23 protein-coding genes are annotated in these 23,425 nt (G+C 67.9%); 12 read left to right on the top strand and 11 right to left on the bottom strand.

From position 1 onward, the window contains the following. Positions 1-87: 87 nt before the first annotated feature. From AC3WOB_RS21915 to AC3WOB_RS21895, 5 genes are all read right to left on the bottom strand, one after another. Positions 88-1,017 carry a LysR family transcriptional regulator gene (locus AC3WOB_RS21915; RefSeq protein ID WP_492276165.1) on the bottom strand — a complete coding sequence of 310 codons (930 nt, stop codon included), beginning with the start codon at positions 1,015-1,017 and terminating at the stop codon, positions 88-90. 194 nt (positions 1,018-1,211) lie between these two features. Beyond that, entirely contained in the window at positions 1,212-2,030 is an 819-nt protein-coding gene (locus AC3WOB_RS21910) for a phosphate/phosphite/phosphonate ABC transporter substrate-binding protein (RefSeq protein WP_492276164.1), read from the bottom strand. 10 nt (positions 2,031-2,040) lie between these two features. After that, a complete protein-coding gene (locus tag AC3WOB_RS21905; RefSeq protein ID WP_492276163.1) occupies positions 2,041-3,045 on the bottom strand; it encodes an ornithine cyclodeaminase family protein in 1,005 nt (334 codons plus the stop codon). 13 nt (positions 3,046-3,058) lie between these two features. After that, positions 3,059-4,042, bottom strand: a complete 984-nt coding sequence (locus tag AC3WOB_RS21900) for a Bug family tripartite tricarboxylate transporter substrate binding protein (protein ID WP_492276162.1) — start codon at positions 4,040-4,042, stop codon at positions 3,059-3,061. A gap of 40 nt (positions 4,043-4,082) precedes the next feature. Then, positions 4,083-5,849, bottom strand: a complete 1,767-nt coding sequence (locus AC3WOB_RS21895) for an HAL/PAL/TAL family ammonia-lyase (RefSeq protein ID WP_492276161.1) — start codon at positions 5,847-5,849, stop codon at positions 4,083-4,085. A 360-nt stretch (positions 5,850-6,209) separates the two neighbouring features. Between AC3WOB_RS21895 and AC3WOB_RS21890 the strand changes: the two genes are divergently transcribed. Genes AC3WOB_RS21890 through AC3WOB_RS21875 form a run of 4 tightly spaced genes read left to right on the top strand, consistent with a single transcriptional unit; the run spans position 6,210 to position 10,251 of the window. Further along, the gene (locus tag AC3WOB_RS21890; protein ID WP_013394266.1) at positions 6,210-6,872 is read left to right on the top strand and encodes a response regulator transcription factor; all 663 of its coding nucleotides are present in this window, start codon (positions 6,210-6,212) and stop codon (positions 6,870-6,872) included. Further along, complete coding sequence (locus AC3WOB_RS21885) at positions 6,869-8,269, top strand: ATP-binding protein (RefSeq protein ID WP_492276160.1); 1,401 nt, start codon at positions 6,869-6,871, stop codon at positions 8,267-8,269. The genes AC3WOB_RS21890 and AC3WOB_RS21885 overlap by 4 nt, the downstream gene beginning before the upstream one ends. Before the next feature lie 51 nt (positions 8,270-8,320). Beyond that, on the top strand, positions 8,321-9,550 hold the full coding sequence (locus tag AC3WOB_RS21880; protein ID WP_013394264.1) for a helix-turn-helix domain-containing protein: 1,230 nt from the start codon (positions 8,321-8,323) through the stop codon (positions 9,548-9,550). Between the two features lie 35 nt (positions 9,551-9,585). Further along, positions 9,586-10,251, top strand: a complete 666-nt coding sequence (locus tag AC3WOB_RS21875; protein WP_041655708.1) for a DUF5074 domain-containing protein — start codon at positions 9,586-9,588, stop codon at positions 10,249-10,251. Here AC3WOB_RS21875 and AC3WOB_RS21870 read toward each other — a convergent pair. Together AC3WOB_RS21870 and tet are read right to left on the bottom strand one after the other, a co-directional pair. Continuing rightward, entirely contained in the window at positions 10,238-10,975 is a 738-nt protein-coding gene (locus tag AC3WOB_RS21870) for a hypothetical protein (RefSeq protein WP_013394262.1), read from the bottom strand. The genes AC3WOB_RS21875 and AC3WOB_RS21870 overlap by 14 nt on opposite strands. 56 nt (positions 10,976-11,031) lie before the next feature. Then, positions 11,032-12,213, bottom strand: coding sequence for a Tet(A)/Tet(B)/Tet(C) family tetracycline efflux MFS transporter (gene tet / locus AC3WOB_RS21865; protein WP_041653896.1), 1,182 nt, complete (start codon positions 12,211-12,213; stop codon positions 11,032-11,034). A 120-nt stretch (positions 12,214-12,333) separates the two neighbouring features. On the opposite strand from tet, the gene tetR reads away from it, so the two are divergent. The 4 genes from tetR to AC3WOB_RS21845 all read left to right on the top strand — a co-directional run bounded on the left by tetR (position 12,334) and on the right by AC3WOB_RS21845 (position 16,980). Further along, positions 12,334-12,987, top strand: a complete 654-nt coding sequence (gene tetR / locus AC3WOB_RS21860) for a tetracycline resistance transcriptional repressor TetR (RefSeq protein WP_013394260.1) — start codon at positions 12,334-12,336, stop codon at positions 12,985-12,987. A gap of 197 nt (positions 12,988-13,184) precedes the next feature. Then, the gene (locus AC3WOB_RS21855; protein ID WP_013394259.1) at positions 13,185-14,309 is read left to right on the top strand and encodes a TRAP transporter substrate-binding protein; all 1,125 of its coding nucleotides are present in this window, start codon (positions 13,185-13,187) and stop codon (positions 14,307-14,309) included. A gap of 80 nt (positions 14,310-14,389) precedes the next feature. Continuing rightward, positions 14,390-15,013, top strand: a complete 624-nt coding sequence (locus AC3WOB_RS21850) for a TRAP transporter small permease subunit (protein ID WP_492276159.1) — start codon at positions 14,390-14,392, stop codon at positions 15,011-15,013. Further along, positions 15,010-16,980, top strand: coding sequence for a TRAP transporter large permease (locus tag AC3WOB_RS21845; protein ID WP_492276158.1), 1,971 nt, complete (start codon positions 15,010-15,012; stop codon positions 16,978-16,980). The genes AC3WOB_RS21850 and AC3WOB_RS21845 overlap by 4 nt, the downstream gene beginning before the upstream one ends. A 48-nt stretch (positions 16,981-17,028) precedes the next feature. Here AC3WOB_RS21845 and AC3WOB_RS21840 read toward each other — a convergent pair whose 3' ends face one another. Both AC3WOB_RS21840 and AC3WOB_RS21835 read right to left on the bottom strand, forming a co-directional pair. Then, positions 17,029-17,502 carry a bleomycin resistance protein gene (locus tag AC3WOB_RS21840; RefSeq protein WP_492276157.1) on the bottom strand — a complete coding sequence of 158 codons (474 nt, stop codon included), beginning with the start codon at positions 17,500-17,502 and terminating at the stop codon, positions 17,029-17,031. 18 nt (positions 17,503-17,520) lie between these two features. Next, positions 17,521-18,036, bottom strand: a complete 516-nt coding sequence (locus tag AC3WOB_RS21835) for a GNAT family N-acetyltransferase (protein WP_492276156.1) — start codon at positions 18,034-18,036, stop codon at positions 17,521-17,523. 125 nt (positions 18,037-18,161) lie between these two features. On the opposite strand from AC3WOB_RS21835, the gene AC3WOB_RS21830 reads away from it, so the two are divergent. Further along, a complete protein-coding gene (locus tag AC3WOB_RS21830; protein WP_492276155.1) occupies positions 18,162-18,692 on the top strand; it encodes a MarR family winged helix-turn-helix transcriptional regulator in 531 nt (176 codons plus the stop codon). After that, positions 18,689-19,468, top strand: coding sequence for a DNA alkylation repair protein (locus AC3WOB_RS21825; RefSeq protein ID WP_492276154.1), 780 nt, complete (start codon positions 18,689-18,691; stop codon positions 19,466-19,468). The genes AC3WOB_RS21830 and AC3WOB_RS21825 overlap by 4 nt, the downstream gene beginning before the upstream one ends. 47 nt (positions 19,469-19,515) lie before the next feature. On the opposite strand, the gene AC3WOB_RS21820 is transcribed toward AC3WOB_RS21825, so the two are convergent. Beyond that, positions 19,516-20,265: an SDR family oxidoreductase gene (locus AC3WOB_RS21820; protein WP_013394252.1), complete on the bottom strand. Its 750-nt coding sequence runs from the start codon at positions 20,263-20,265 to the stop codon at positions 19,516-19,518. 173 nt (positions 20,266-20,438) lie between these two features. Here AC3WOB_RS21820 and AC3WOB_RS21815 point away from each other — a divergent pair, with 173 nt between their 5' ends. After that, positions 20,439-21,230 (top strand): DUF169 domain-containing protein, encoded by a 792-nt coding sequence (locus AC3WOB_RS21815; RefSeq protein WP_492276153.1) that lies wholly within the window; start codon positions 20,439-20,441, stop codon positions 21,228-21,230. Here AC3WOB_RS21815 and AC3WOB_RS21810 read toward each other — a convergent pair. Then, entirely contained in the window at positions 21,197-22,135 is a 939-nt protein-coding gene (locus AC3WOB_RS21810; RefSeq protein ID WP_492276152.1) for a LysR family transcriptional regulator, read from the bottom strand. The genes AC3WOB_RS21815 and AC3WOB_RS21810 overlap by 34 nt on opposite strands. A 107-nt stretch (positions 22,136-22,242) precedes the next feature. On the opposite strand from AC3WOB_RS21810, the gene AC3WOB_RS21805 reads away from it, so the two are divergent. Beyond that, entirely contained in the window at positions 22,243-23,421 is a 1,179-nt protein-coding gene (locus AC3WOB_RS21805; protein WP_492276151.1) for an MFS transporter, read from the top strand. The last annotated feature ends 4 nt before the right edge of the window (positions 23,422-23,425 follow it).

Here is a 23,425-nt window from a genome sequence, read left to right as displayed (position 1 = left end):
GGCGGCCCGCGGGTGAAAAAGGGGGCCGTATCGCCTCGGGATGCAATATTGTGACGGGGGTGAGGGCCCGTGCGCGCAGGGAAAAACCTAGGCCGCGCGGCGCACCTCCAGGCGCGGTGTGTGGCAACGCGCGGCGCCATCCAGGTAATCGGCCAGAAAATCGATCAGCCGGCGGGTCCGGGCGGGCAACAGGCGGGTCTCGGTCACGGCATGGACCTCGATCGGTCCGAGGCTCCAGGCCGGCAGCACGCGCGCCAGCTCGCCGGAGCGCAGCCGGCCGCTTTCGTCTCCGCCCAGCGCCGCGATGCCGGCGCCCAGCACGGCAAGCTGCCGGGCCATGCAGGCGTCGTTGGCGCCATAGCGGTGCTCCACTGGAACCAGCAACTGCTCGCGGCCGCGCTGCAGCGGCCAGGGCGCGGGCTGGCCGCCGCCAGCGCGCAGGCCGATGCAGTCGTGGCGCGCCAGGTCGGCGGGGCAGGCGGGGGTGCCGCGGGCCGCCAGGTAGGCGGGCGCGGCGTACAGGCTGGCATGGACCGCGCCGAGGCGGCGCGCCACCAGCGACGAGTCGGGCAGTTCGCCCAGGCGGATCGCCACGTCGCCGATCTCGGGCGGGTGCTCGGCGAACTCGGGACCGGTCACGCTCAGTTGCAGGCGGATTTCGGGATAGTGGCTGCCGAATTCGACCAAGGCCGGCATCAAGGCGTCCAACGCGTATGCCGCCGGCAACTGGACGTGCAGCGGGCCGCTGGGAATTTCCAGTTGGTCGCGCAATTCCTCGTGGGCGATCTCGGCTTCGGCCACAATGCGGCGGCAGCGCTCGAAATACAGCCGGCCGGCGTCGGTCAATTCCACTCGGCGCGTGTTGCGGCTGAGCAGCCGCAGGCCGACCGCGCGCTCCAGTTCGGCCACCTGGCGCGACACCGTGGAGGTCGGCATGCCGAGGACCGCGGCGGCCCGGCTGAAGCTATGCGCCTTCGCCACTTCGGCGAACAATTCCATGCCATGCAGGCGTTTCATATATGCATCTCCCGCGCGGTCCGGACGGATCAGCGCCATCTTTCATTGCTGAGGGTGCGTGCTGGCGGCGGGCCGGGGGCCCGCCGTCGCAGGAGTGCATTGTCGGCACGGGGTTTTAATAATTCTTTAAAGCGCCGACGTTCCGGGGAATCGGGGCGGTACACCCGCTGCGCAAAGCGGCGCCTGCCCCGGCTTCAGCGTATCTCGGGATAGCCGGCCGCCGTTGCGGCTTGCGCCATGTCGTTCAGGACGGTGTACGACGCGGGGTCAGGGTGCGTGAAGCGCGCCACATGGGCGGCGCGCAGCAGCGGCGCGTGGGCTGGATCCTCGTGCATGGTCAGCAGGACGTCCGACAGGGCTTGCGCGCTGGCCGGATCCACGTCGGGTCCGGCCACCAGCAAGGGATTCGGCGTCCAGGGCGTATACGCCAGCGTGCGCAATCCGGCCAGCGCGGCCGGATCGTGTGCGCGCAGCAGATCCAGGTACCAGCCGTCGACCGCGGTCAGGTCGATTTCGCCGTCGGTCAGGGCGCGCAGCAGGCCCCGCGGGTTGCCATAGGGGCCCTTGGACGCCGCGAACAGGGCGCCGCCGGCCGCGGCCAGCCCCGCCAGCGCCGCGCGCGGCGCGTTCCAGCCCGATTGCGAGTCACGCACCATCCAGCCATAACGGCTGCCGGCCGCGTCAGCCAGCGACGACCAGCCGCAGTCGGCGCGCACCAGGAATTCGCTGCGGTAGCGCGGCAGGCCTTCGTAGGCCGGCCAGTCCGGCACCACTGCGGCGACGGCGCCAAAGGCCCGCCCCGCCTGCAGCGCCGTGACATAAGGCCAGCCGCATATGAAGACGCCGCACAGCCCCGGCCGCTCCCACAGTTCGCCGATGGGCGTCGGCCAGCCGTGCTCGACGAAGTGCACGTCCAGGCCGGCGCGGGCGTGCGCGGCCTGCAGCAGCGCATGCCAGGCAGCCCGCGCCGCGGGCGCCACGTCGTACATACGCGTCGAAGTGATGAGATCCATGGCGCTTCGCCTAGGCAAATTTCAAGGTCTGGCCCAGGCTCATCTTGCGGGCCTTCTCCAGCATGGCGTGGCCCAGCGCGATGTCGGTGGTGGACAGGCCACGGTGCCAGAACAGGATGGTTTCGTCATCGCGCTCGCGGCCCGGCTTCAAGCCCGCCACGATCTGGCCCAGTTCGGCGTGCAGGTTTTCTTCGGTGATGCGGTCGCTGTCGACGTGGGCGCGCAGCGCGCCGTAGGGCAGGCCCTTGCGGCATTGGCCCCAGTCATCGACCACCACCTTGCTCATGATGTCGGTCAGGCTCAGCTCCACCGCGCTCATGGTGCCATAGGGCATGACCAGGGCGCCGGGCTTGATCCACTCGGTCTTGAGCAAAGGCGTGGGTTCGGGCAGGCGCGAGGCTTCGACCACGATGTCGGCGCCGCGCACGCAGGATTCCCAATCATTGACGACCTTTACCGGCTTGCCCAGGTCGCGCGACAGGCGTTCGCCGAAGGCCTGCTGGCTTTCCGGACGGCGCGAATGCACGCGGATCTCGTCGAAGTCGTAGAGACTGTCGAGCAGGCGCACGTTCCAGTAAGAGGTGCCGCGCGAGCCGATATGGCCCAGCACCTTGCTGTTCTTGCGCGCCAGGTACTTGGCGCCCAGCGCCGTGACCGCGCCGGTGCGCATGTCGGTGATGGCGGTCGCGTCGACCACGGCCAGCGGCTTGCCGTTGACCGGATCGAACAGGTTGAGCAAGGCCATTTCCGAAGGCAGGCCAACCTTGTAGTTGTCGACGAAGTCGCTGACCACTTTCACACCTGCCACGTGCAGCGGCTCGATGTAGCCGCGCAGCACATTGAAGTGCCCCTTGGCGGAAGACTCCGGCACCAGGTGCATGCGCGGTTCGATGACGGTCTTGCCTCGCCCCTGGGCGTCCAGCGCGCTTTGCACGGCAGCCAGGATTTCCGCGTCGGTCAGCTCCAGTGCGCGCACGTCGGGGCCGTTCAGGTAGGTGATGTCTATGGATTGCATGATGTCTCCTCGGTTATTGGATCGGTTGAATGCCGGCCTGCTTGACAATGGCCGCCCATTTATCGGTTTCCTGCTGGATTGCCTGGGTGAAATCCGCGCGGTTCGAGCCGGCGGGCTCCACGCCCAGGCCGGCGAACTTCTGGCGCACGGATTCCTTCTGCAGCACGGCGGCAATGTCGGCCTGCAACTGGTCAAGGATCGCGGGCGGCACCTTGGCCGGCGCGACGATGCCGTACCAGGAGGTCACGTCGAAGCCCGGATAGCCGCTTTCGGCCACCGTGGGCACGTCCTTCAATTGCGGCAGGCGTTGCGGACCGGCGACCGCCAGCGCGCGCAGCTTGCCGGACTGGATAAACGGCAGCACGGTCGAGACCCCGGCGAACATCATGTCCACATTGCCCGCCACCACATCGTTGACGGCGGCAGCCATGGCGTTGTAGGGAATGTGGCGCGTGACGATGCCGGCCGACTGGTTGAGCAGTTCGCCCGCCAGGTGGGCGCCGCTGCCAGGGCCGGGCGAGGAATAGTTGAGCTTGTCCGGATGCTGGCGCGCATAGGCCACCAGCTCGGTGAAGGTCTTGACCGGCACCTTGTCGTTGACCACCAGCACATTGGGCGAAGTGGCCAGCATGGTCACCGGCGCGAAGTCGCGGGCCGTGTTGAAGGGCAGCTTGGTATAGAGCAGCGGGTTGACGGTCAGGTTGCCAGCCGGCGCCAGGGCCAGCGTGTAGCCGTCCGGATTGGCACGGGCGACGAAGTCCATACCGATATTGCCGGAGGCGCCGACCTTGTTTTCGATGATGACAGGCACGCCCCATTTGCTGTTGAGCTCCTGGCCCACGATGCGGGGCAACGCGTCGGCGATGCCGCCCGCGCCGAACGGCACGACGATGGTGACGGGCCGATCGGGATACTTGCCTTCGGCGCCAGCCGCGGGCGCGGACAGCGTGGCGGCCAGAAGCGTGCCGCTCAGGCACAGCGCGAGATACTTGTTCATGTTCATTCCCCTTGTTGTTGGTCAGGCGGCGGCGCGGCGTCTACAGCGCGGCGTCGCGCCCCTGGTCCAGAAACCGGTCGGCGCGCGCAATGTCGTCGGCAAGTCTTCTGTCTTGCGAAAGAAACGGCACTTCCACCCGAAAGGCCGCCAGCACCGCGCCGGTTCCCTTGCCCAGCGGACGCCGGGGGTCGGCGCGCGTGCGCAGGTCCACGGCCTGGGCCGCATGGATCAGCTCTATGCCCAGCAAGGTGCGCAGCCGTCCGGTCTGCTGCCCCACGCGTTGCGCGGCGAGCGGGCCATTGGTGGCCACGTCTTCGATATTGCCCGCGACCGCCAGCGCGTCGGACGAGACGGGCTGCGACAGCGTCCGGATCTCGGTGGCCAATAGCGACACGGGCTTCTGGATCGTGGTGTAGGCCAGGGTCGTGTCATTGGGCGACAGAAAGCGCGGCAGCTTGGTGAAGGCGGGGTCGCCCATGCGCAGTACGCGCTGCGCCGACGACTGGGCCACCTGCGAAAGCGCCACGCCTACCGACTGCAGCGGCACCACCCAGGCGGTGGGGTCGAACCCGGCGCTGGGCAACACGGCGCCGCGCAGCTTGCCTTGAGTCACGTAATAGCGGGTTTCCTGCGGCGTGGCGCCGGCCGGCGGCGACACATCCAGCGCCACGGTCGGGTTGTCATCCGAGCTGTTGATCTGCACCAGCAACTGCGCGTCCAGTTGGCGCAGCGCTTCGCGTGCGGCGCCATGCACCTGGCTCACGGTACGGAAGCTCAGGGGATCCTGCAGGGGCCGCTGCTCGTCCGTTTGCCAGAGCGCGCTGCCTTCGAGCAGCGACAGGATGCGCCGGGCCACCTGCTGCTGGGCCGGATAGGGACGCTGGTCCTGGGTGGCGGGCAGCAAGGGCGCGATGTTGCCGTTCAGGCCTTCGAGCGACAGGGCCGCCACCTCATCGGCGCGGTCCAGCACCCGGCTGGCGTCGTGCGCCGCGAGGATGGCCAGGGCCGCGCCATAGGCGTTGGAGCTCAGCAGGGACAGGGAGTCCTTGGCATAAGGCTGTACTGGCGCCAGGCCCGCCTGGCGCATGGCCTCGGCCGCCGGCAGGAGCTTGCCGCCGATCTCGACCATGCCTTCGCCCATCATGGCCAGGCCGATCTGGGGCAGGATGGTGATGTCGGCCTGGCCGACGGAGCCTTGGCCCAGCACCACCGGCGTCAAACCCTGGTTGAGAAAATCGGCGTATTGGCGAACCAGGGGCGGGCTCATGCCGGTACCGCCGGCCAGCGCCGTGTTCAGCCTTATCAGCATGGCGGCTCGCACCGTGTCCGCTGCCGCCGGCTCGCCGTAGGCCACGGTGTGCGACAGCAGCATGCGGTGGTTGAAGGCCGCAGACAATGCCCGGGCCTCGTCCGACAGCGTGTCGCCCGAGAAGATGGTCTGGTCCTTGTTCTGGCCCACGCCGCGATTCAGACCGTACACGGGCTGTCCCAGGCGGCCGTATTCCAGCAGCAGATCGTGCGACCGGGCGACGCGCTGCCACGCGGCCTCGGTGGCCGCCACGGGCCGGCTGCCGCGCGCGACGGCGACCACGTCAGCGGCAGTGAGCGACCGGCCGTCCAGCGTCAGGGGCGCTTGCCGGGCGGCGGCGCGCGTGTCGCCGGCGGCGGCCGGCATGGCGGGCGTGGCGGACCAGGCCGGGGCGGCTTGCAACGCTGCCGTCAAGGCAAGGGCCAGCAACAGCGGACCCGCGAACCTGGGTGAAAAACTTCTCGAAACGCAAACTTCAACGACTGGAAGATGACGCATCACTACTCCTCGAGCGGAGGAAAGGGGGGAGAAGAGGGACTAGAGCGTGAGATGGGGCGTATCCGGGCCGACTGCAGGCACGTACTCGAAGGCAGGGGGGTGTTGCCCAGGTGCTGTGCGGCGGGCGGCGCTCATGGCGCGTTCCGGGGTTGCGGGTATCGGCGGGTTTTATTTAACTCGTATATACAAGTACAGTCAAGGTGCCGAATTAAAATGCTGCGCTCAAGTCCATGGCCGCCCGCAGCTCGCCGCCCGCAGCTGGCCGCCCGCAGCCAGATGGGCGCGCGCGGCATGGATTCTTAATAAGTTCTTAACCCGCAGCCGGCATGCTGCGGCATCGTTGATGGTCCTGGAGATTTCTTGCGTGTCCTGCTAGTTGAAGACGACGCCATGTTGGGCGACGCCGTGCACACCAGCCTGGCGCAGTCTGGCGCCGACGTGCAATGGGTGCGCGATGTCGCGCAGGCGCGGCTGGCCCTGGTGGAGCACGGCTTTCATGCCGTGCTGCTGGACCTGGGCCTGCCCGACGGCAGCGGGCTGGCGGTCCTGAAGCACCTGCGCGCGCGCTACGACGCCACGCCGGTCCTGATCCTGACCGCGCGCGACCGGCTGAGCGAACGGATACAGGGCCTGGATGCCGGCGCCGACGACTACATCGTCAAGCCATTCCAGCTGGACGAGCTGCTGGCCCGGCTGCGCGCCGTGGTCCGGCGCAGCAGCAACGCCGTGGTGTCGGCGCTGCGCTGCCGCGACGTGGTGCTGGAGCCGGCCAAGAGGGCGGTGACGCGCGACGGCGTCGAGGTCAGCCTCAGCGCGCATGAATACCGCACGCTGCTGGCGCTCATGGAACGCATCGGCCACACCGTCAGCCGCGAACAGCTGGAGGCTGCCGTCTATGGCGACAGCGGCGCCATCGAAAGCAATACGGTGGCGGTCTATATCCATCAGTTGCGCCGCAAGCTGGGCGACAAGCTGATCCTCACCGTCCATGGACTGGGTTACCGCATCGAGGCGGCCGAATGAAGACGCTGCGCAAGCAACTGACGCTGACGCTGCTGTTGACGATGACCCTGTCCTGGATCGCCGTGTTCGCCTTCCAGCAGTACGAAACCACGCGCTCGCAGACCGGCGCGCGCGATCGGTGGCTGCATGACGCGGCCAGCCAGATGCTGGCGTCGCTGCCGGTCAGCCTGTTGGGCAACGCGGCGCCGTCCGAGCGTTTCACCCCGCCCGCGTCCAGCCGTGTCGACGGCGACAAGATCCGTTTCCACTTGTGGTCGCTGGCCGACCGCCGGCTGCTGCTGCGCTCGCCCGAGTCCCCCGAACACCCCCTGAGCGGCGGCTTCCAGGATGGTTATGCCGACGTGTCCGCCGACGGCATGGATTGGCGCGTGTACGCGGTCTCCGACGCGCAGGGGCGGGTGCAGGTGCAGGTGGCGCGGCCGCAGAGCGAATTGCGCGCCCAGTCGCTGTATAGCCTGAAGCGCGGGCTGGTCATCGTGTCCGTCCTGTTCGTGCTGCTGGCCGTGGTGAGCTGGCGGGTGGTCGGCCGCGCGTTTCGCAAGGTGGACCGCGCCGGCGCGGCCATCGCGCGGCGCGGGCCGTTCGACCTGGCCCCGCTGCCCATGGCCGGCATGCCAGGCGAACTGCGTCCCTTCATCCGCTCGATCAACCAGCTGCTGTTGCGGGTCAAGGGCGGCATGGACCGCGAGCGCCGCTTTCTTGAGGATGCCGCGCACGAGCTGCGCACCCCGTTGGCCGCGCTGAGCGCGCACGCGGAACTGGTGGCCCGCAGCGCCGGCTCCGCCGATGCGCCGGCCGCCATCGAGAAATTGCGCCTGGTCGCGCAGCGCACCTCGCGCTTGTCGGAACAATTGCTGGACCAGGCTCGCATGGACGCGCTCAGCGCCAGCGCGGACGAGCCCGAGCAGGTCCAATTGGATGCGCTGGTCGCCATGCTGGCGCGCGACTGGGAAACGGACGCGACCCGCAAGCAGCTGCGCATCCAGCTGGACGTGCAGGCCTGCGTGGTGCGCGGGCGGCTGGACGCCCTGGGCGTGCTGGTCCGCAACCTGCTGGACAATGCCGTGCGCTATACGCAGAGCGGCGGCCAGATCGCGGTGTCCTGCGGACCTGCGGCAAACGGCGGGGCCTGCCTGCGCGTGGCCGACGATGGCCCGGGCATTGCGCCGGAGGAACGCGCGCGCGTGTTCGACCGCTTCTATCGCGCCCCGGGCAGCGTGGCGGGTGGCAGCGGCATCGGCCTGTCCCTGGTGGCGCAGATTGCGCAGCAGCATGGCGCCGCAGTCGACCTGGGCGACGGCCTGCGCGGCGCGGGCGTGGCGCTGACGGTGACTTTCCCGCCTGCGGGCCGCGCGCCTGGCTTGGGGACGCCGCTGCAAAGCCGCGCCAGGTGGTAGATTAGTTGCCGGTAAGCGGACTGCGGGAGCGGCGGCAGTGGCGGGATTTCCATGGATTTTCTGATCACCTCGGCGGCGCGCGCGCTGGCCGCCGGCAATCCGCTGGGCGCCTTGAACCTTGTGGCCCTGCGCGACGATGCGCCCGCGCTGGCCTTGCGCGGCATCGCCCTGGCGCAACTGGGCGAGTTCCGCCGCGCCCGGACCCTGCTGCGCAGCGCGGCGCGGAACTTCGATCCCAAGAACGTGCTGGCCCGCGCCCGCTGCGTCGTGGCCGAGGCCGAGATCGCCCTGGTATCGCGCGACCTGGCCTGGCCGGAAAAGGCGTTGGAGGCCGCGCGCGCCGCGCTGGACGCCCACGGCGACCCGGCCAACGCCGCGCATGCGCGGCATCTGCAGGCCCGCCGCGAGCTGTTGCTAGGCCGGCTCGATCGCGCCGAGGATGCGCTGGCCTTGCTGGACCCTGCCGCCCTGGCCCCGGCGTCCCGCGCCATCCACGAACTGATCGCCGCCGGCGTCGCCTTGCGGCGGCTGCGCACGGGGCCGGCGCGCGCCGCGCTGACCCAGGCGGAACTGGCCGCCCGCGTCGCCGGCATCCCCGCGTTGATGGCCGAGGTCGAACACGCGACCTTGCTCCTGAACACGCCCGCGGCGCGGCTGATCGAGCAGGGCGTCCAGCGGCCCATCCTGCTGGATGAAGTGGAGGCGCTGCTGGCCTCCGACACGCTGGTGGTCGACGGTTGCCGCCACGCGGTGCGCAGCGAGGGCCGGGCAATCCCGCTGGCCAGTCGCCCGGTGTTGTTCGCGCTGGCCCGCGTCCTGGCTGAAGCCTGGCCGCAGCCGGCGCCCAGGGAAACGCTCATCGAGCAGGCGTTCCGTACCGCCTACTTCGACGAGACGCACCGCGCGCGCCTGCGCGTCGAGATCGGGCGCCTGCGTGCGGCCCTGGACGGCGTGGCCGGCATCAGCGCCGCGCGCGGCGGCTTTGTCCTGAAGCCGCAAGAGGGCAGAGGGGTCGCGCTGTTGGCACGACCCGCTGGCGACGGCGACAGGGACCAGGGAGCCGTGCTCGCCTGTCTGGCCGACGGCGAAGCCTGGTCCAGTTCCGCCCTGGCGCTGGCGCTGGGCGCCAGCCAGCGCACGGTGCAGCGCACGCTGGACGCGCTGGCGGTGGCCGGCAAGGTGCAGGCTTGCGGCCAGGGCCGGGCGCGCCGCTGGATGACGCCGCCGGTGCCGGGATTCACGACAACCTTGTTACTCCCGGCCGCGCTGGCTGCCGACTAGCATGAATGCTCGAACTCCAGTTCAAGGACATCGAAATGAAACGAACGAAAGCCCAGATCATCCGCGAGTACGGTCCCTTTCCCGGCGTGCAGGCAGTGCACGGCGTGACTTACGACGGCCAGCAGGTGTGGTTCGCCACCGGCGAAAAACTGATCGCCCTGGACCCCGACAGCGGCAACACGCAAGCCTCCATCGACCTGGTCGCCAACGCGGGCACGGCCTTTGATGGCAAGCATCTCTATCAGATCTCCGATGGCACCATCGTCAAGCTGGAGCCAGAGAGCGGCCGGGTGCTGACCCGCATCCCGGCGCCGGGCGGCGGCGGCGCCTCGGGCATGGCCTGGGCCGAGGGCAGCCTGTGGGTGGCCGAGTACCGCCAGCGCAAGATCTACCAGGTGGATCCTGAAACGGGCCGGGTGCTGCGCACCATCGAATCCAACCGCTACGTCACCGGCGTGACCTGGGTCGACGGGCAGCTCTGGCATGGCACCTGGGAGGATGGCGCCAGTGATCTGCGGCAGCTGGATGCGCGGACTGGCGAAGTGCTGCAAAGCGTGGAAATGCCGGCCGGTATCGGCGTATCCGGATTGGAGTCGGATGGCGCCGGCTGCTTTTTCTGCGGCGGCGGCGAAAGCGGCAAGCTGAGAGCGGTGCGCCGTCCGCCAGCCGAGTCCGACGACGCCGCGCTCACCAACGGATGATGTAGGGCCTGTCTCCCAGTTCCCACACGCCGTTTTTCCGTTCCAGCATGATGTACTCAGTTTGCCATTCGTCCGGCTGGTCCTCCGGCGCAAAGCCGGATAGGTACGGACGGAAGGCGGGATCGGCCGCCCAGTCCGCGGTGCTGCGCTCCAGCCGCCATTCGAACTTCACCGCCGAGACCAGGTTGGGGTTGTCGTCGAATGGATTCTTGAGCGGCTTGGTATGGGTGAGGATCTTGCCGATCTGCAGGCCGGGGGCGCAGAACTTCGCGGTATAGACCAGCTTGGAACTGAGGCGGGCCTCGCCGTCCGTGTAGTAGGGCCGGCCTTTATCCGTCAGCTCCATGCGGCTGCTCGCGTCCTCGGGATCTTCGTCCGCTTGCGGTGGCCCGCCGTCGCCGTTGGCGCTGACGCGCTTGACCGTGACCAGCTGATGCTTGATCAACCCCTGCACGATCCTGTCCTGGCTTTCCAGGAACGCGGTGTAGACATCGGTGGGCAAGGGCCGCACGCCCACGACGTTGACGCAGGCGCCGACCGGCGCATATGCCGGTTGCCCCGTGGCCTCGACCAGGATCTTGCGCATCTTGCCTTCGGTCAGGCCGGGACCCAGGGGTGATTGCCACCATGCATAAAAACCCGCGGCGCCAGTGATGATCAGGCCCAAGGCCCAGGCCTTGCGTGGAATCCGGCGGCGATTGGCGGCGCGCTGCTTCTGGTTCATTCCTTTCCTTGCCGATTGTGGTTCCGCGATAGTAGCGCGTGACTGGTGCAGTCCTACTAAGACTTGCCTTGCGAAGCCCTGCGGCGCAAGGCCGGCAGGCAGGCAAAATACAGCCCGGCGCCCGCGATCCATGCCCATCCTTTCCACACGTTCAGCGTGGCGGCATAGAGCGCCGTGATGGCCAGGGGCCCGACGATCGCGCTGAGGCTCGACAACGCGGCGAGCGCGCCCTGCAACTGGCCTTGGCGTTCCTGCTCGACCCGCGCCGACAGCATGGCCTGCAACGCCGGCATGCCGATGCCGCCCGACGCCAGCAGGACCATGATGGGGAAGGCCATCCATCCGCGCGTCGCGAACGCCAGCAGGACATAGCCCAGGGCATCGGCGGCCATGCCCAGCAACAGCGTCCGCTTTTCTCCCAGTCGCGCCGTGGCGGGGCCGGTGGCCAGCGCCTGGACCAGGGCGTGCAGCGCGCCGAACGCGGCCAGCGACAGGCCGACCGTGGCGGCATCCCACTGGTAGCGGTCTTCGCCATATATGACCCACAGCGTGGCGGGCACCTGTCCCACGAACTGCATGACGAAAAAGACGGCCATCAAGGCGATCACCGCCGTCTTGCCGCGCGCCCACAGGAAAGAGGAAGCGGGCATGAGCGCCTTCAGCGACAGCGGCCGCCGCTCGCCGCGATGCGACTCCGGCAACAGGAAGCACCCCATCAGAAAATTCAGGCCGTTGAGGATCGCGGCCGCCAGGAACGGCAGCTGCGGCGAGATGCCGCCCAACAGGCCGCCGATGACGGGACCGGCAATCATGCCGACGCCGAAGCAGGCGCTCATCAGGCCGAAGTAGCGCGCCCGCTCGCCCTCCTTGGTGAGGTCGGCGATGCAGGCGCCCGCCACCGCACCGGTGGCGCCGGTGATGCCGGCGACGAGCCGCCCCAGATACAGGACCAGCAGGGTCGGGGCCGTCGCCATGATCAGGTAGTCGATGGCGGCGCCCGCCAGCGAGAGCAGCAGGATCGGCCGCCGCCCATAGCGGTCGGACAGCGCGCCCAGCGCCGGGGCGCAGAGGAACTGCATCAGCGCATACGCCGCGAGCAAGGCCCCATAGTGGCCGGCAATCTCCTCCGAGTGGACCAGGCCTCGCAGCAGGCCGGGCAGGACGGGCATGACCAGGCCTATGCCGACCGCGTCCAGCGCAACGGTGCTCAGGATAACCAGGGCATGGCCGGCTCTCACGTCCGGCCTTCGGGTAGGGGTGTGGATTTCATGTGCTGATTCGTATTTATTTATCGTTGATAAATTTTTCGGCACAATAATTTATCATTGATAAATTATCAAGTTCCACGAGGAAGCGTCATGACCAAATTGCAGCTGGATGCCGTGATCCGCGCCGGGCTGGACCTGCTGGACGAGGTGGGGGTGGATGGCCTGACGACGCGCAAGCTGGCCGATCGCCTGGGCGTCCGGCAGCCCGCGCTTTACTGGCATTTCAAGAACAAGCGCGCGCTGCTGGACCGCTTGGGCGAGGCGATGCTGTCGGAGAGCCACACGTACTCGATGCCCAGGCCGGGCGATAGCTGGCGCGCTTTCCTGAACGGCAATGCGCGCAGCTTCCGGCGGGCCTTGTTGGCCTATCGCGACGGCGCGCGCATACACGCCGGCACCCGACCGAGCGAACCGCAATTCGAAGCCGTGGAGGCGCAATTGGCGTTTCTGTGCGAAGAGGGATTCGCGCCAGCCGACGCCGCTTACGCGCTGACGACGATCAGCTATTTCACCGTCGGCGCCGTGCTCGAACAGCAGGCGGCCGCGGGCGACGAACAGGAACGACGGGCCGGCGCGCAGCAGGCTCCGTCGTCCGCGACGCCATTGCTGGCCCAGGCTTTGCAGGCATTCGACGCCGCTGGACCTGATGCGGCTTTCGAATATGGGCTTGCCGCCATCGTCGGCGGCCTGGAGCAGCGGTGCGTGAAGTCTGCCGCTCGAGGAAGGACCGTACGAAAGCACTAGTGCCCCGTGTCTAGGGTAATTCCTGACACAAAGCTGATTGTCAGCGATTAGTCAGAAAGGTTTAATCAGCACACGCTTTGCGTATCGTCCGCAACCGCGCCCGCGGGATCCCGCAGCAGGCTTCACCATCCCGCGCCCACGCAGGAGTAGTAACTACAAGCTGGTCCATGTAGTCCTAATTCAGGAGACAACAAGCCATGCAACACGTTACAAAGCCCCGCCGCAAGTTCATCTCGGGCGCCGCCGTCGCCGGGGCCGCCGCGCTCGGATTTCCGGCTGTCGCCCGCTCGCAGAATGCGCCGGTTTCCCTGCGCTTCCAGAGCACCTGGCCCGCCAACGACATCTTCCACGAGTTCGCGCGCGACTATGCGCAGAAGGTCAACGACATGGCCGGCGGCCAGTTGAAGATCGAGATCCTGCCGGCCGGCGCCGTGGTCAAGGCCTTCGATCTGCTGGACGCGGTGTCCGCGGGCACGCTGGACGGCGGGCATGGCGTGGTGGCCTACTGGTACGGCAAGAACACGGCGGTTGCCCTGTGGGGCTCGGGTCCGTCCTTCGGCATGGACGCCAACATGCTGCTCGCCTGGCATGAATACGGCGGCGGCAAGGAACTGCTGGTCGAGATCCAGAAGGCCATGGGCGTGAACGTGGTGTCGCTGATGTACGGTCCCATGCCGACTCAACCTTTCGGATGGTTCAAAAGGCCCATCACAAAGATGGAGGAGGTCAAGGGCCTCAAGTTCCGCACCGTGGGCCTGGCCATCGACATGTACACCGCCATGGGCGCGGCCGTGAACGCGCTGCCGGGCGGGGAAATCGTGCCGGCGCTGGACCGCGGCCTGCTGGACGGGGCGGAATTCAACAACGCGTCCTCGGACCTGGCGCTGGGCTTCCAGGACGTCTCCAAGATCTGCATGCTGCAGAGCTTCCACCAGAGCGCGGAGCAGTTCGAAATCCTGTTCAACAAGGCCAAGTACGACGCGCTGCCCGACAACCTGAAGCACATCCTGCGCAATGCCGCGCAGGCGGCCAGTGCGGACATGTCCTGGAAGGCGGCGAACCGCTATTCGCAGGACTACGGCAAGCTGCAGAAGGACCACAACGTCAAGTTCTACAAGACGCCCGACGCCATCCTGCAGCAGCAGCTGAAGATCTGGGACGAGATGATCGCCAAGCGCTCGGCCGAAAATCCCTTGTTCAAGAAGGTGCTGGAGTCGCAGCGCGCCTTCGCCGAGCGGGTGGGGCGCTGGCACGGGGATACCTCGGTCAACTTCCGCATGGCCTACAACCACTACTTCTCGCGCAGTACTAAACCCGCCTGAGGGGCCGGTACCTGTATCCCGCGCCGCGCGCCGTTCATCGGCGCGCGGCGGGACGCCATGCGTCTTGACCTGGAAGTGAGATGATCCGCATCGTACGTTTCATAGACCGTATCTCCACTTTTGTCGGGCAGACATTTGCCTGGTTGATCGTCGTTCTTACCCTGCATGTCTGTTGGGAGGTGGCCGCGCGCTACCTGTGGAACCAGCCCAGCGCCTGGGCGTTCGACATGCAGATGATGTACTACGGCATTCTGTTCATGATGGCGGGGGCCTATACCCTGGCCAAGAACGGGCATGTGCGTGGCGACATCCTGTACGGCTTCCTGCCGCCGCGCGTGCAGGCGGGCCTGGACCTGGTCCTGTTCATCGTCTTCTTTTTTCCCGGCGTGATCGCGCTGGTATGGGCGGGCTGGTACTACGCCGGCTATTCCATCGCCATCCGCGAGCATTCCTCGCTCATGGCCAACGGGCCGCCGATCTATCCCTTCAAGGCATTCATTCCGATCGCGGGCGCGGTCCTGCTGTTGCAGGGCGTGGCGGAAGTGCTGCGCTGTGTGCTGTGCCTGCGGCGCGGCGCCTGGCCCTCGCGCGCGGAAGACGTCGAGGAAGTGGACGTCGACAAGCTCAAGCAGATGGTGCATGTGAAGGACGAGGACATCGCCAAGCTCGACCGCTACGTCACGTCAGGGGAGCCGCGGCCATGAAAATCCACAAGGCGCTATGGTTCGGCCTGTCGTGCATCGGCCTGGTGGTGCTGATGATCGCCTTCCTGACTCCCTGGGACAATCTCACCACCGGGCATATCGGCCTCTTGATGCTGGCCTTGATCGTGGTGGCGATCATGCTGGGTTTTCCTACGGCGTTCACGCTGATGGGCATGGGCGTGCTGTTCACGTTCCTGGCGTACTACATGCAGAGTTCGGATGCGGGCCGCTCGGTCGGGCAGACGCTGGACCTGATGGTGCAGCGCACTTACGCCACCATGACCAACGACTCGCTGATCTCGATTCCGCTGTTCGTGTTCATGGGCTATCTGGTCGAACGCGCCAACCTGATCGAAAAGCTGTTCCGCTCCATGCACCTGGCGCTGGCGCGCGTGCCGGGCGCGCTGGCCGTGGCCACGCTGGCGACCTGCGCGATCTTCGCCACCGCCACGGGCATCGTCGGGGCGGTGGTTACGTTGATGGGCCTGCTGGCCATGCCGGCGATGCTCAAGGCCGGCTACAGCGTGCGCCTGACGGCCGGGGCCATTACGGCGGGCGGCTGCCTCGGCATCCTGCTGCCGCCGTCCGTGATGCTGATCGTGTACGGTGCGACCACCGGCGTGTCGGTGGTGCAGCTGTACGCGGGGGCGCTGTTCCCGGGCATCATGCTGGCGGTGCTGTACATGATCTACGTGATCATCGTGGCCAAGCTGCGCCCCGACATGGCGCCGCCGCTGCCCAAGGAGGAACGCGGCGTGCCGCTGTCCGCGAACTCGGCGGCGCTGGCCTCGGGCGGCTATACCCGCGCCGTGTCCGGCATGCTGGCGGCCCTGTTCAAGGGGCGCCGCAACCAGAATGTGCCGTTCGGCTTCCTGCTGCGCAACATGGCGCTGGCGCTGGCGCCGCTGGCGGTCACGGTGTTGCTGGTGGCGGTGGTCTATCAGGCGACGACGCGCCCGGAGGTCGTGTACGAGATTCCCGCCGAGCTGCAGCTGGGATCGGGGGGCTTCGATTCGGAATTGAGCGAGCCGTCCGCCGATGGCCTGGCAGAGCCGCCGTCCAACGAACTGGCCGAGCCTTCCTCCAGTGAGCCGGCGGCCGCCGCCGGCCTGGCCGAGCCGCCAGGCACGCCTGCGGCCGCGCCTGCGTCCGCGTCTGCGTCCGCCTCGCAGTCAGCCGCCGCGCAGGCGCCGGCCGCCGCAGGCGAGGGCATCGCCGCGCCCAAGGGGTTCTGGATCTTCGCGGCCATCTGCGCGGCAATCCTGGCGCTGTTCTATGCGATGTTGACCTGGGCCCGCATGGAAATCTTCAAGATGTTGATGGCCTCGTTCTTCCCGCTGGCCGTGATGATCGCGGCGGTGCTGGGCTCCATCGCCTTCGGCCTGGCCACGCCTAGCGAGGCTGCCGCCATGGGCGCCATGGGCGGCGCGCTGCTGGCGCTGGCGTACCGGCGGCTGAACCTGCCGGTGCTGCGCGAATCCGTATTCCTGACCGCCAAGACCAGTGCCATGGTGTGCTGGCTGTTCGTGGGCTCGTCGATCTTCTCGGCGGCTTTTGCGCTGCTGGGCGGACAGCGCATCATCGAAGAGTGGGTGCTGTCGCTGGGGCTGTCGCAGCTGCAATTCCTGCTGCTGGCGCAGGTCATCATCTTCCTGCTGGGCTGGCCGCTGGAATGGACCGAGATCATCGTGATCTTCATGCCCATCTTCGTGCCGCTGCTCAACACCTTCGGCATCGACCCGTTGTTCTTCGGCCTGCTGGTGGCGCTGAACCTGCAGACGGCCTTCCTGTCGCCGCCGGTGGCAATGTCGGCGTTCTACCTGAAGGGCGTGTCGCCGCCGCACGTGACGCTGAACCAGATCTTCCTGGGCATGATGCCGTTCATGGGCATCCAGGTGGTGGCGATCTTCCTGCTGTACGTGTTTCCGGGCATCGGCATGTGGCTGCCGACGGTGTTGTACCGCTGAAGACCCTGGGCGGAGGCGGCTGGGACGCCGCCTCCAAGCCGCCGTGGCTCAGGCCGCCGGCGGAACGTCGCGCCTGCCCAGGCCCGCCGAGTAGCGGATGAGATAGCCATCGGGATCCTGCACCAGGAACTGGTGCACGCCGACCTCGGTCGTACCGGCGCGGTACCACTTCTCCTCGGGTTCCATGTAGAGCGGCCACCCGGCGCCGCGCAAGGCGTCGACCATCGGCGTGATCGAAGGCACCTCGATCTGCAGATTGATCCCGCGCCCCAGCGGTGCTTCCAGCGGGCCGGTAATCCAGTTCCTGCCGTGGCCGTATTCCTCCAGCATGACCTGCGAACCACTCTTGTCCAGATAGGCGAAATGGTCTTCCGGGCGGTCGTAGGCTATCGAGAACCCGCAGAGCCCGCACCAGAAATGCAGACTCTTGTGGATGTCGGACACGAGCAGCTCGGGCACGACACGGGCGGCGGAGAATTCGGACGCGGGAAGCACGGGGTAGTTCATGGCGGATTTCTGCATGAATGGCGCATGGGGAGATCAGGGCCGCAATGATAGGTCGGATTCGGCGACAGGACGCGGCAGTGCATAAACGATGGTGTCGCGGTCGTAGTGGCGCTCGCGCGTGCGGAACGTGAAACCCAGTTTCTCCAGGACGCGAACGGAGGCTTGGTTGTCGGGCCAGACCACCGCGACGAGTTCGGCCACTTCAAGCTCGCGCCAGGCGTATTCGCACAACTGCTTCGCTGCCTGGCTGGCATACCCCCGTCCCCAAACCGCGCGTTGCAGCCGATAGGCAAGCTGGATGCTGTCCGTGCCTGCCAGAGGGACCAGGCTCACCCAGCCCACTGCGGCGCCATCGATCGCGACCGCCCAATGGCCCAGCCGGGTCAGCGGTTCACGCAGCCATGCCAGCAGCTCTTGCCGCCGCGCCTCGTCTGCCGGCTTGACGCCGGTGCTGTGGCGCATGACCTCGGGATCCGATTCCATGGCCAGCAGCATCGGGATGTCGTCTTCCTGCATGCGGCGCAGGGTCACGCGGGAGGGTAGGGGCATGGATTCAGTCGTCGACTGCTGAGATAGCCAGGATGATAGCGGTTCGAGTCGGACGGGCCGTCTTGCGGATAAATAGTTAGGCGCCTTATTATATCGGCGTCGAGAATCACAGGATCAGATTCCCCATGCAAGACCCGCAACACATGCTGGAACCCAAGCACCGCGCGCTGCTCGAGGTCGCTGCCAGGCGCGGACTGCCGACGGCGGACGGGATAGGCCTTTGCTTTCAGCTGCTGTCGCTGGCCAACGCCATCGACCGGGATTGCGCCGCCCGGCTGGCGCCGCGCCAATTGTCGGAAGGGAAGTTCGTGCTGCTGTTCCTGCTGCACGAGCAGGCGGACGGTATGTCGCCGCACGAGCTGGCCGATGGCGCCGGTGTCACGCGGGCCACGGTTACGGGCCTGCTGGACGGCCTGGAGCGCGACGGATTCGTCTTGCGGCGCGCTGGCAAGGAGGACCGGCGCAAGATTATCGTGAAGCTCAGCGCCAAGGGGCGGGCCGAGGCCGGGCAGTTGTTCAAGACGCATACGGACTGGATAGGCTCCTTGTTCGCGGGCTTGAGCCTTGCGGACCGGGCCAGCCTGCGCGCGCTGCTGGGCAAGATCTGGCAAGGAACCGACTCGGGCCGGGCTACTGGGCAGGAGACTACGCAATGAGCAAGAAGACCTCAGCCGCGCCGACGGGCCGGGGCGTGAAGGACATCAGCGCCGAGCGCCTGGCGCAGCTGAACGCCGGCGAACCGGCCGGCAACCTGACCGAATGCCTGGCCGTGGACTTTGCCGAACTGATGCAGGCGGCCGCCCCGCAGGTGGGCGCCGAGGCCATCGCCGCTCTGCGCGCCCAGGCTGGGATGGGGATCTCCAAGCGCATGGCCGCTGCAGCGCATCACTTGCAGGAGGGCCTGGGCAAGGACGCCTTCAAACCGTTGCGCAACCACCGCTCGGATACCGTCCGGGGCTGGGCCTGCTTTATGGTCGGGATGATGCCGGATCTGACCCTGAAGCAGCGGCTGGCGTTGATCGGGCCGCTGGCCGACGACGCGCATTTCGGCGTGCGGGAATGGGCCTGGCTGGCGCTGCGCCCGCAGTTGGCGGCCGAATTGGACACGGCACTGGAACTGCTGCAGCCCTGGACGGCGGATGCCTCCGAACGCGTGCGCCGTTACGCCAGCGAGTCGCTGCGGCCGCGCGGGGTCTGGTGCGCGCACATTGCGGCCTTGAAGGCCGATCCCGGCAGGGCGCTGCCCCTGCTTGAGCCGCTGCGGGCCGACCCGGCCGTCTACGTGCAGGACTCGGTCGCAAACTGGCTGAACGACGCCAGCAAGGACCAGCCGGGCTGGGTGCGGGAAGTTTGCGCGCGCTGGTCGGCAGGCAAGCCGGCCGAGGCGACGCAGCGCATCTGCAAGCGCGCGCTGCGCTCCATCGGAGCCTAGCCGCAGGTATCGGCAGATAAGCCCGCGCCAAGCCGGCCGGCCAGGGCCTACAACTGGCTCATGCCCCCGTCCGCAATGATCTCGGTGCCGACGATGAAGGCGGACTCGGGCGAGGCCAGGTGCAGCACGGTCGAGGCGATTTCCTGCGGCGTGCCAAAGCGGCCCAGCGGCACCTGGGCGCGGATGCTGGCGGCGGTCTTTTCCAGCGCAGCGGCGTCCAGGCCAAGTTTGTCGTAGATCGGCGTGGCGACGGGGCCGGGGCTGATGACGTTGACGCGTATGCCGCGCGGCAGCAGTTCCGCCGACAGGGTCTTGGCCAGGGAGATCAGCGCCGCTTTGCTGGCGGCATAGATGGAGGATGCCGGCATGCCGATACGGGCGTTGATCGAGCCATTCAGCACGATGGACGCGCCCGGATTGAGCAGCGGGTCCAGCGCCTGCAATTGAAAGAAGGCGCCCTTGACGTTGGTCGAGAACGTCTGGTCCCAGAGCGCTTCGGTGGCTTCGGCCAGGGGCGCGAAACGCGCCACGCCGGCATTGATGAACACGGCGTCCAAGCGGATGCCGGCCTGGCGCAGTTCGGTCGCCAGGGCGGCGGGGGCACCGGGCGCGCCGGCGTCGTTGCGCAGCGCCAGCGCATGGGAACCCAGGCTGGCGCGCACCTGCTTCAGCACCGCGGCATCGCGGCCGGTGACGACCACGCGGGCGCCTTCGGCGGCGAACGCCTGGGCGGCGGCGAGGCCGATGCCGCTGGTGCCGCCGGTGATCAGGACGGTCTTCTGTTCGAAACGGTTCATGGTGGGCTCCTTGGAAGCCGGGGAGTGTCCTGCGCGCGTGCCGCTGGCAGGATTGCCGCATTCCACGATAGATCAATCAAGAGCCCGGCGGGCGATTCGTTATAGTCATTGCTGACCGCGATCAATCTGCGGCAATGCGGCAAAGTCCGCGCACAACAGTCCAAGGGACGGGCATGGAAGAGACGACACTGAACTGGGCATCGCTGGTCGATGAACTGAACAAATTGCTGCGCCTGAAGACCACGGTCATCGGCATGAAGCTCTACGAGCGTGAAGAAGAGATGGCAGCGGTGAAGGGCTTGCGGCGGCCGCAGGCCACGCACACCACCGACCAGGTCGTGGGCATGGCCGCCCGGCTCGGCTGGACCGTAGGCATCACGGGCGACGACCTGGTCGGCGCCCAATGCCGCGCCGTGATCGGCCTGGGGCCGCAGGACCAAGCCTGGAAGCGCGGCGAGGACTATGTGGGCGTGTGGCACGCCACCCAGGAAGACGCCCAGGCGCGCCAGGAGGCATTGTCCTGTGTGCCGGCGGGCAAATATCGCGGGCTGGTGGTGTCGCCGCTGGCCGCGGGCCGGCTGGATCCGCCGGACATCTGCCTGATCTACGCCACGCCGGGCCAGATGATCATCCTGATCAACGGCCTGCAATGGAAGAATTACCGGCGCTTCGACTGGAGCGTGGTGGGCGAGACGGCCTGTGCGGACTCCTGGGGCCGGGCGTTGGCCACTGGCGAACCCAGCCTGTCCTTGCCCTGTTACGCGGAACGCCGCTACGGCGGCGTGCCCGACGAGGAAATGCTGATGGCCTTGCCGCCGCGTTACCTGCCCATCGCCATCGAGGGCATGAAGGCGCTATCGGCCAACGGCCTGCGCTACCCGATTCCGCCCTACGGCATCCAGAACGACGTGCGCGCCGGCATGGGCGTCAGCTATGCGCGCGCGCCAGCGTCGTCCAAGCCCTGATGGACGGCTGCGCGCAAGGCGCCCGCCAGCACGCGGGCGGCCGGTCCCAGGGGCTGGTCGATGCGGTGCGCCAGATAGGTTTCGCTGGCGACTTGGCTGCCGCGGCCCAGGCTGTCGGTCGGCAGGCGCAGCAGCCGGCCTTCGGCCAGATCGCGCTCCACCTGCCAGAAAGGCAGCCGGCCCCAGCCCACGCCAGCCAGGATCAGGGCGTGCTTGGTGTCCTGGCCGCTGACGCGGCAGGTCTGTGGCGACAGCACCGCGAAGTCCCGGCCCTGTGTCAGCGAGGAGGGGTCCATTTGCACGATCTGCACATGATCGGCGAGTTCCGCCGGACCCAGCGGGATGTCGGCGGCGACGCGCTGCGCCAACGCATGTCCGGCGCCGACCACCGCCACCATCTGCACGGACGACAGCGCCTGCATCACGATGCGCGGGTTGCGGAAATGGTCGCCGGCGACGATGGCCAGCGTGTGGCTGCGTGTCAGCAGGGCTTCCACCGGGCCGCCCAAGGGCAGCACGGATACCCGGACGGCGACGGACGGGTAGGCCGCGCGCAGGGCGTTCAGGGCGGCGCCCACCTCGGCGATCGGAAACAGCGTGTCCACTGCCAGCGACAGTTCCAGCTCGACGCCTTCGCCCAGGCCCTGGGCGCGGGCGCGCATGGCGTCCACGCGCAGCAGGATGTCGCGGGCGTTGGCCAGCAGCGCTGCCCCTTCTGGCGTCATCACGGGCCGGTGGCCGCTGCGGTCGAACAGCGTCACGCCCAGCTGCGCTTCCATATTGGCGATGGCATGGCTGACGGCTGACTGCACCCGCGACAGGCGGCGCGCGGCCGCGCGGAAACTGCCGGCGTCGGCCACGGCGGCGAACACGCGCAACTGGTCCAGGGTCAGGGCGTCTATCATCTTGCCGGCTGATCTATTAAATCGATCAAGTACATCAAAAGATTATCACTTACCAGGATCGGCTTGCGCTGGCATCCTGGCTGGGTCGCAAAACAAGGGAGACAGGGATGGGCAAGGAAGGAACGCGCTGGTCGGCGGTGCTGGCCATCGTGGGGGCGGGCGTGGTGGCGGCGCTGCAGGTGGGCAAGGTCATCATCGCCGCGCCCTTGCTGCGCAAGGACATGGGGTTGGACCTGGCCTCCATTGGTGCGCTGGCCGCGGTGTTTTCGATCCTGGGCCTGGTCGGCGGCATAGCCGCGGGCGGCGTCATCAACCGCTATGGCGCGCGGCGCATGCTGCTGGCGGGCTTGGCGGCGACGGCGGTGGGCTCCGTGATGGGCGCGATGGCGACTGCCTACGGCGTCCTGCTGGTTTCGCGGGTGGTGGAGGGGCTGGGCTTCCTGATGATTACCGTGGCGGGGCCCGCGGCCCTGCAGCGCATGGTGTCGGCGTCCACCCGCGACTTCGCCTTCGCGCTGTGGAGCTGCTACATGCCGGCCGGCATGGCGATTGCGATGCTGGCCTCGCAAGCCTTCAGCGGCTGGCAGGCCTACTGGTGGTGCGCAGGCGCGGCGGTGCTGGTGGCCATTGTGTGCGTGGCGGCGCTGGCGCCGGCCAACCCGGGCGGAGCCAGCCTGTCGTGGCGGGGCTTGCGGCAGGACACGGCCGATACCATGGGCGCGCCCGGTCCGCGCCTGCTGGCGCTGTCGTTCACGCTCTACAGCCTGATGTTCTTCGCGCTGTTCACTTTCCTGCCCGTGCTGCTGACCGAGCAGTTGGGCCTGCCGCTGGCGACCGCCGGCCTGTACAGCGCCATCGCCAGCGCTGCCAACGTGGTCGGCAACCTGGGCGCGGGCGTGCTGCTGGCACGCGGCTGGCGCCGTTCGACATTGATCGCCTGCGCCAGCCTGATCATGGGCGCGGTGGCGCTCCTGATCTTCCGCTCCGTGCTGCCGGCCATGCCCACCTTCCTGTTGTGCGTGCTGTTCTCGGCGGTGGGCGGGCTGATACCGGCCACGCTGCTGGGCACGGCGCCGCTGCTGGCGCCGCGGCCGGCGCTGACCCCGGCTTCGGTCGGGTTGGTGATGCAGGGCAGCGGGCTGGGGCAGGTGATAGGTCCGCTGGCGGTAGGCGGCGCGATCGACCGCTACGGCTGGTCGGTGGCTTCGCTCATCGTGGCTGCGGCCGGGCTGGGCGGCGTCTTCTTGGCATGGCGCCTGCGGCGCTTGAAAGGTCCCGGGCTGTAGACGT

This window comes from Achromobacter sp. FW305-C-30-7, assembly GCF_058783105.1.
This window is presented reverse-complemented; position numbering and strand designations above follow the sequence as displayed.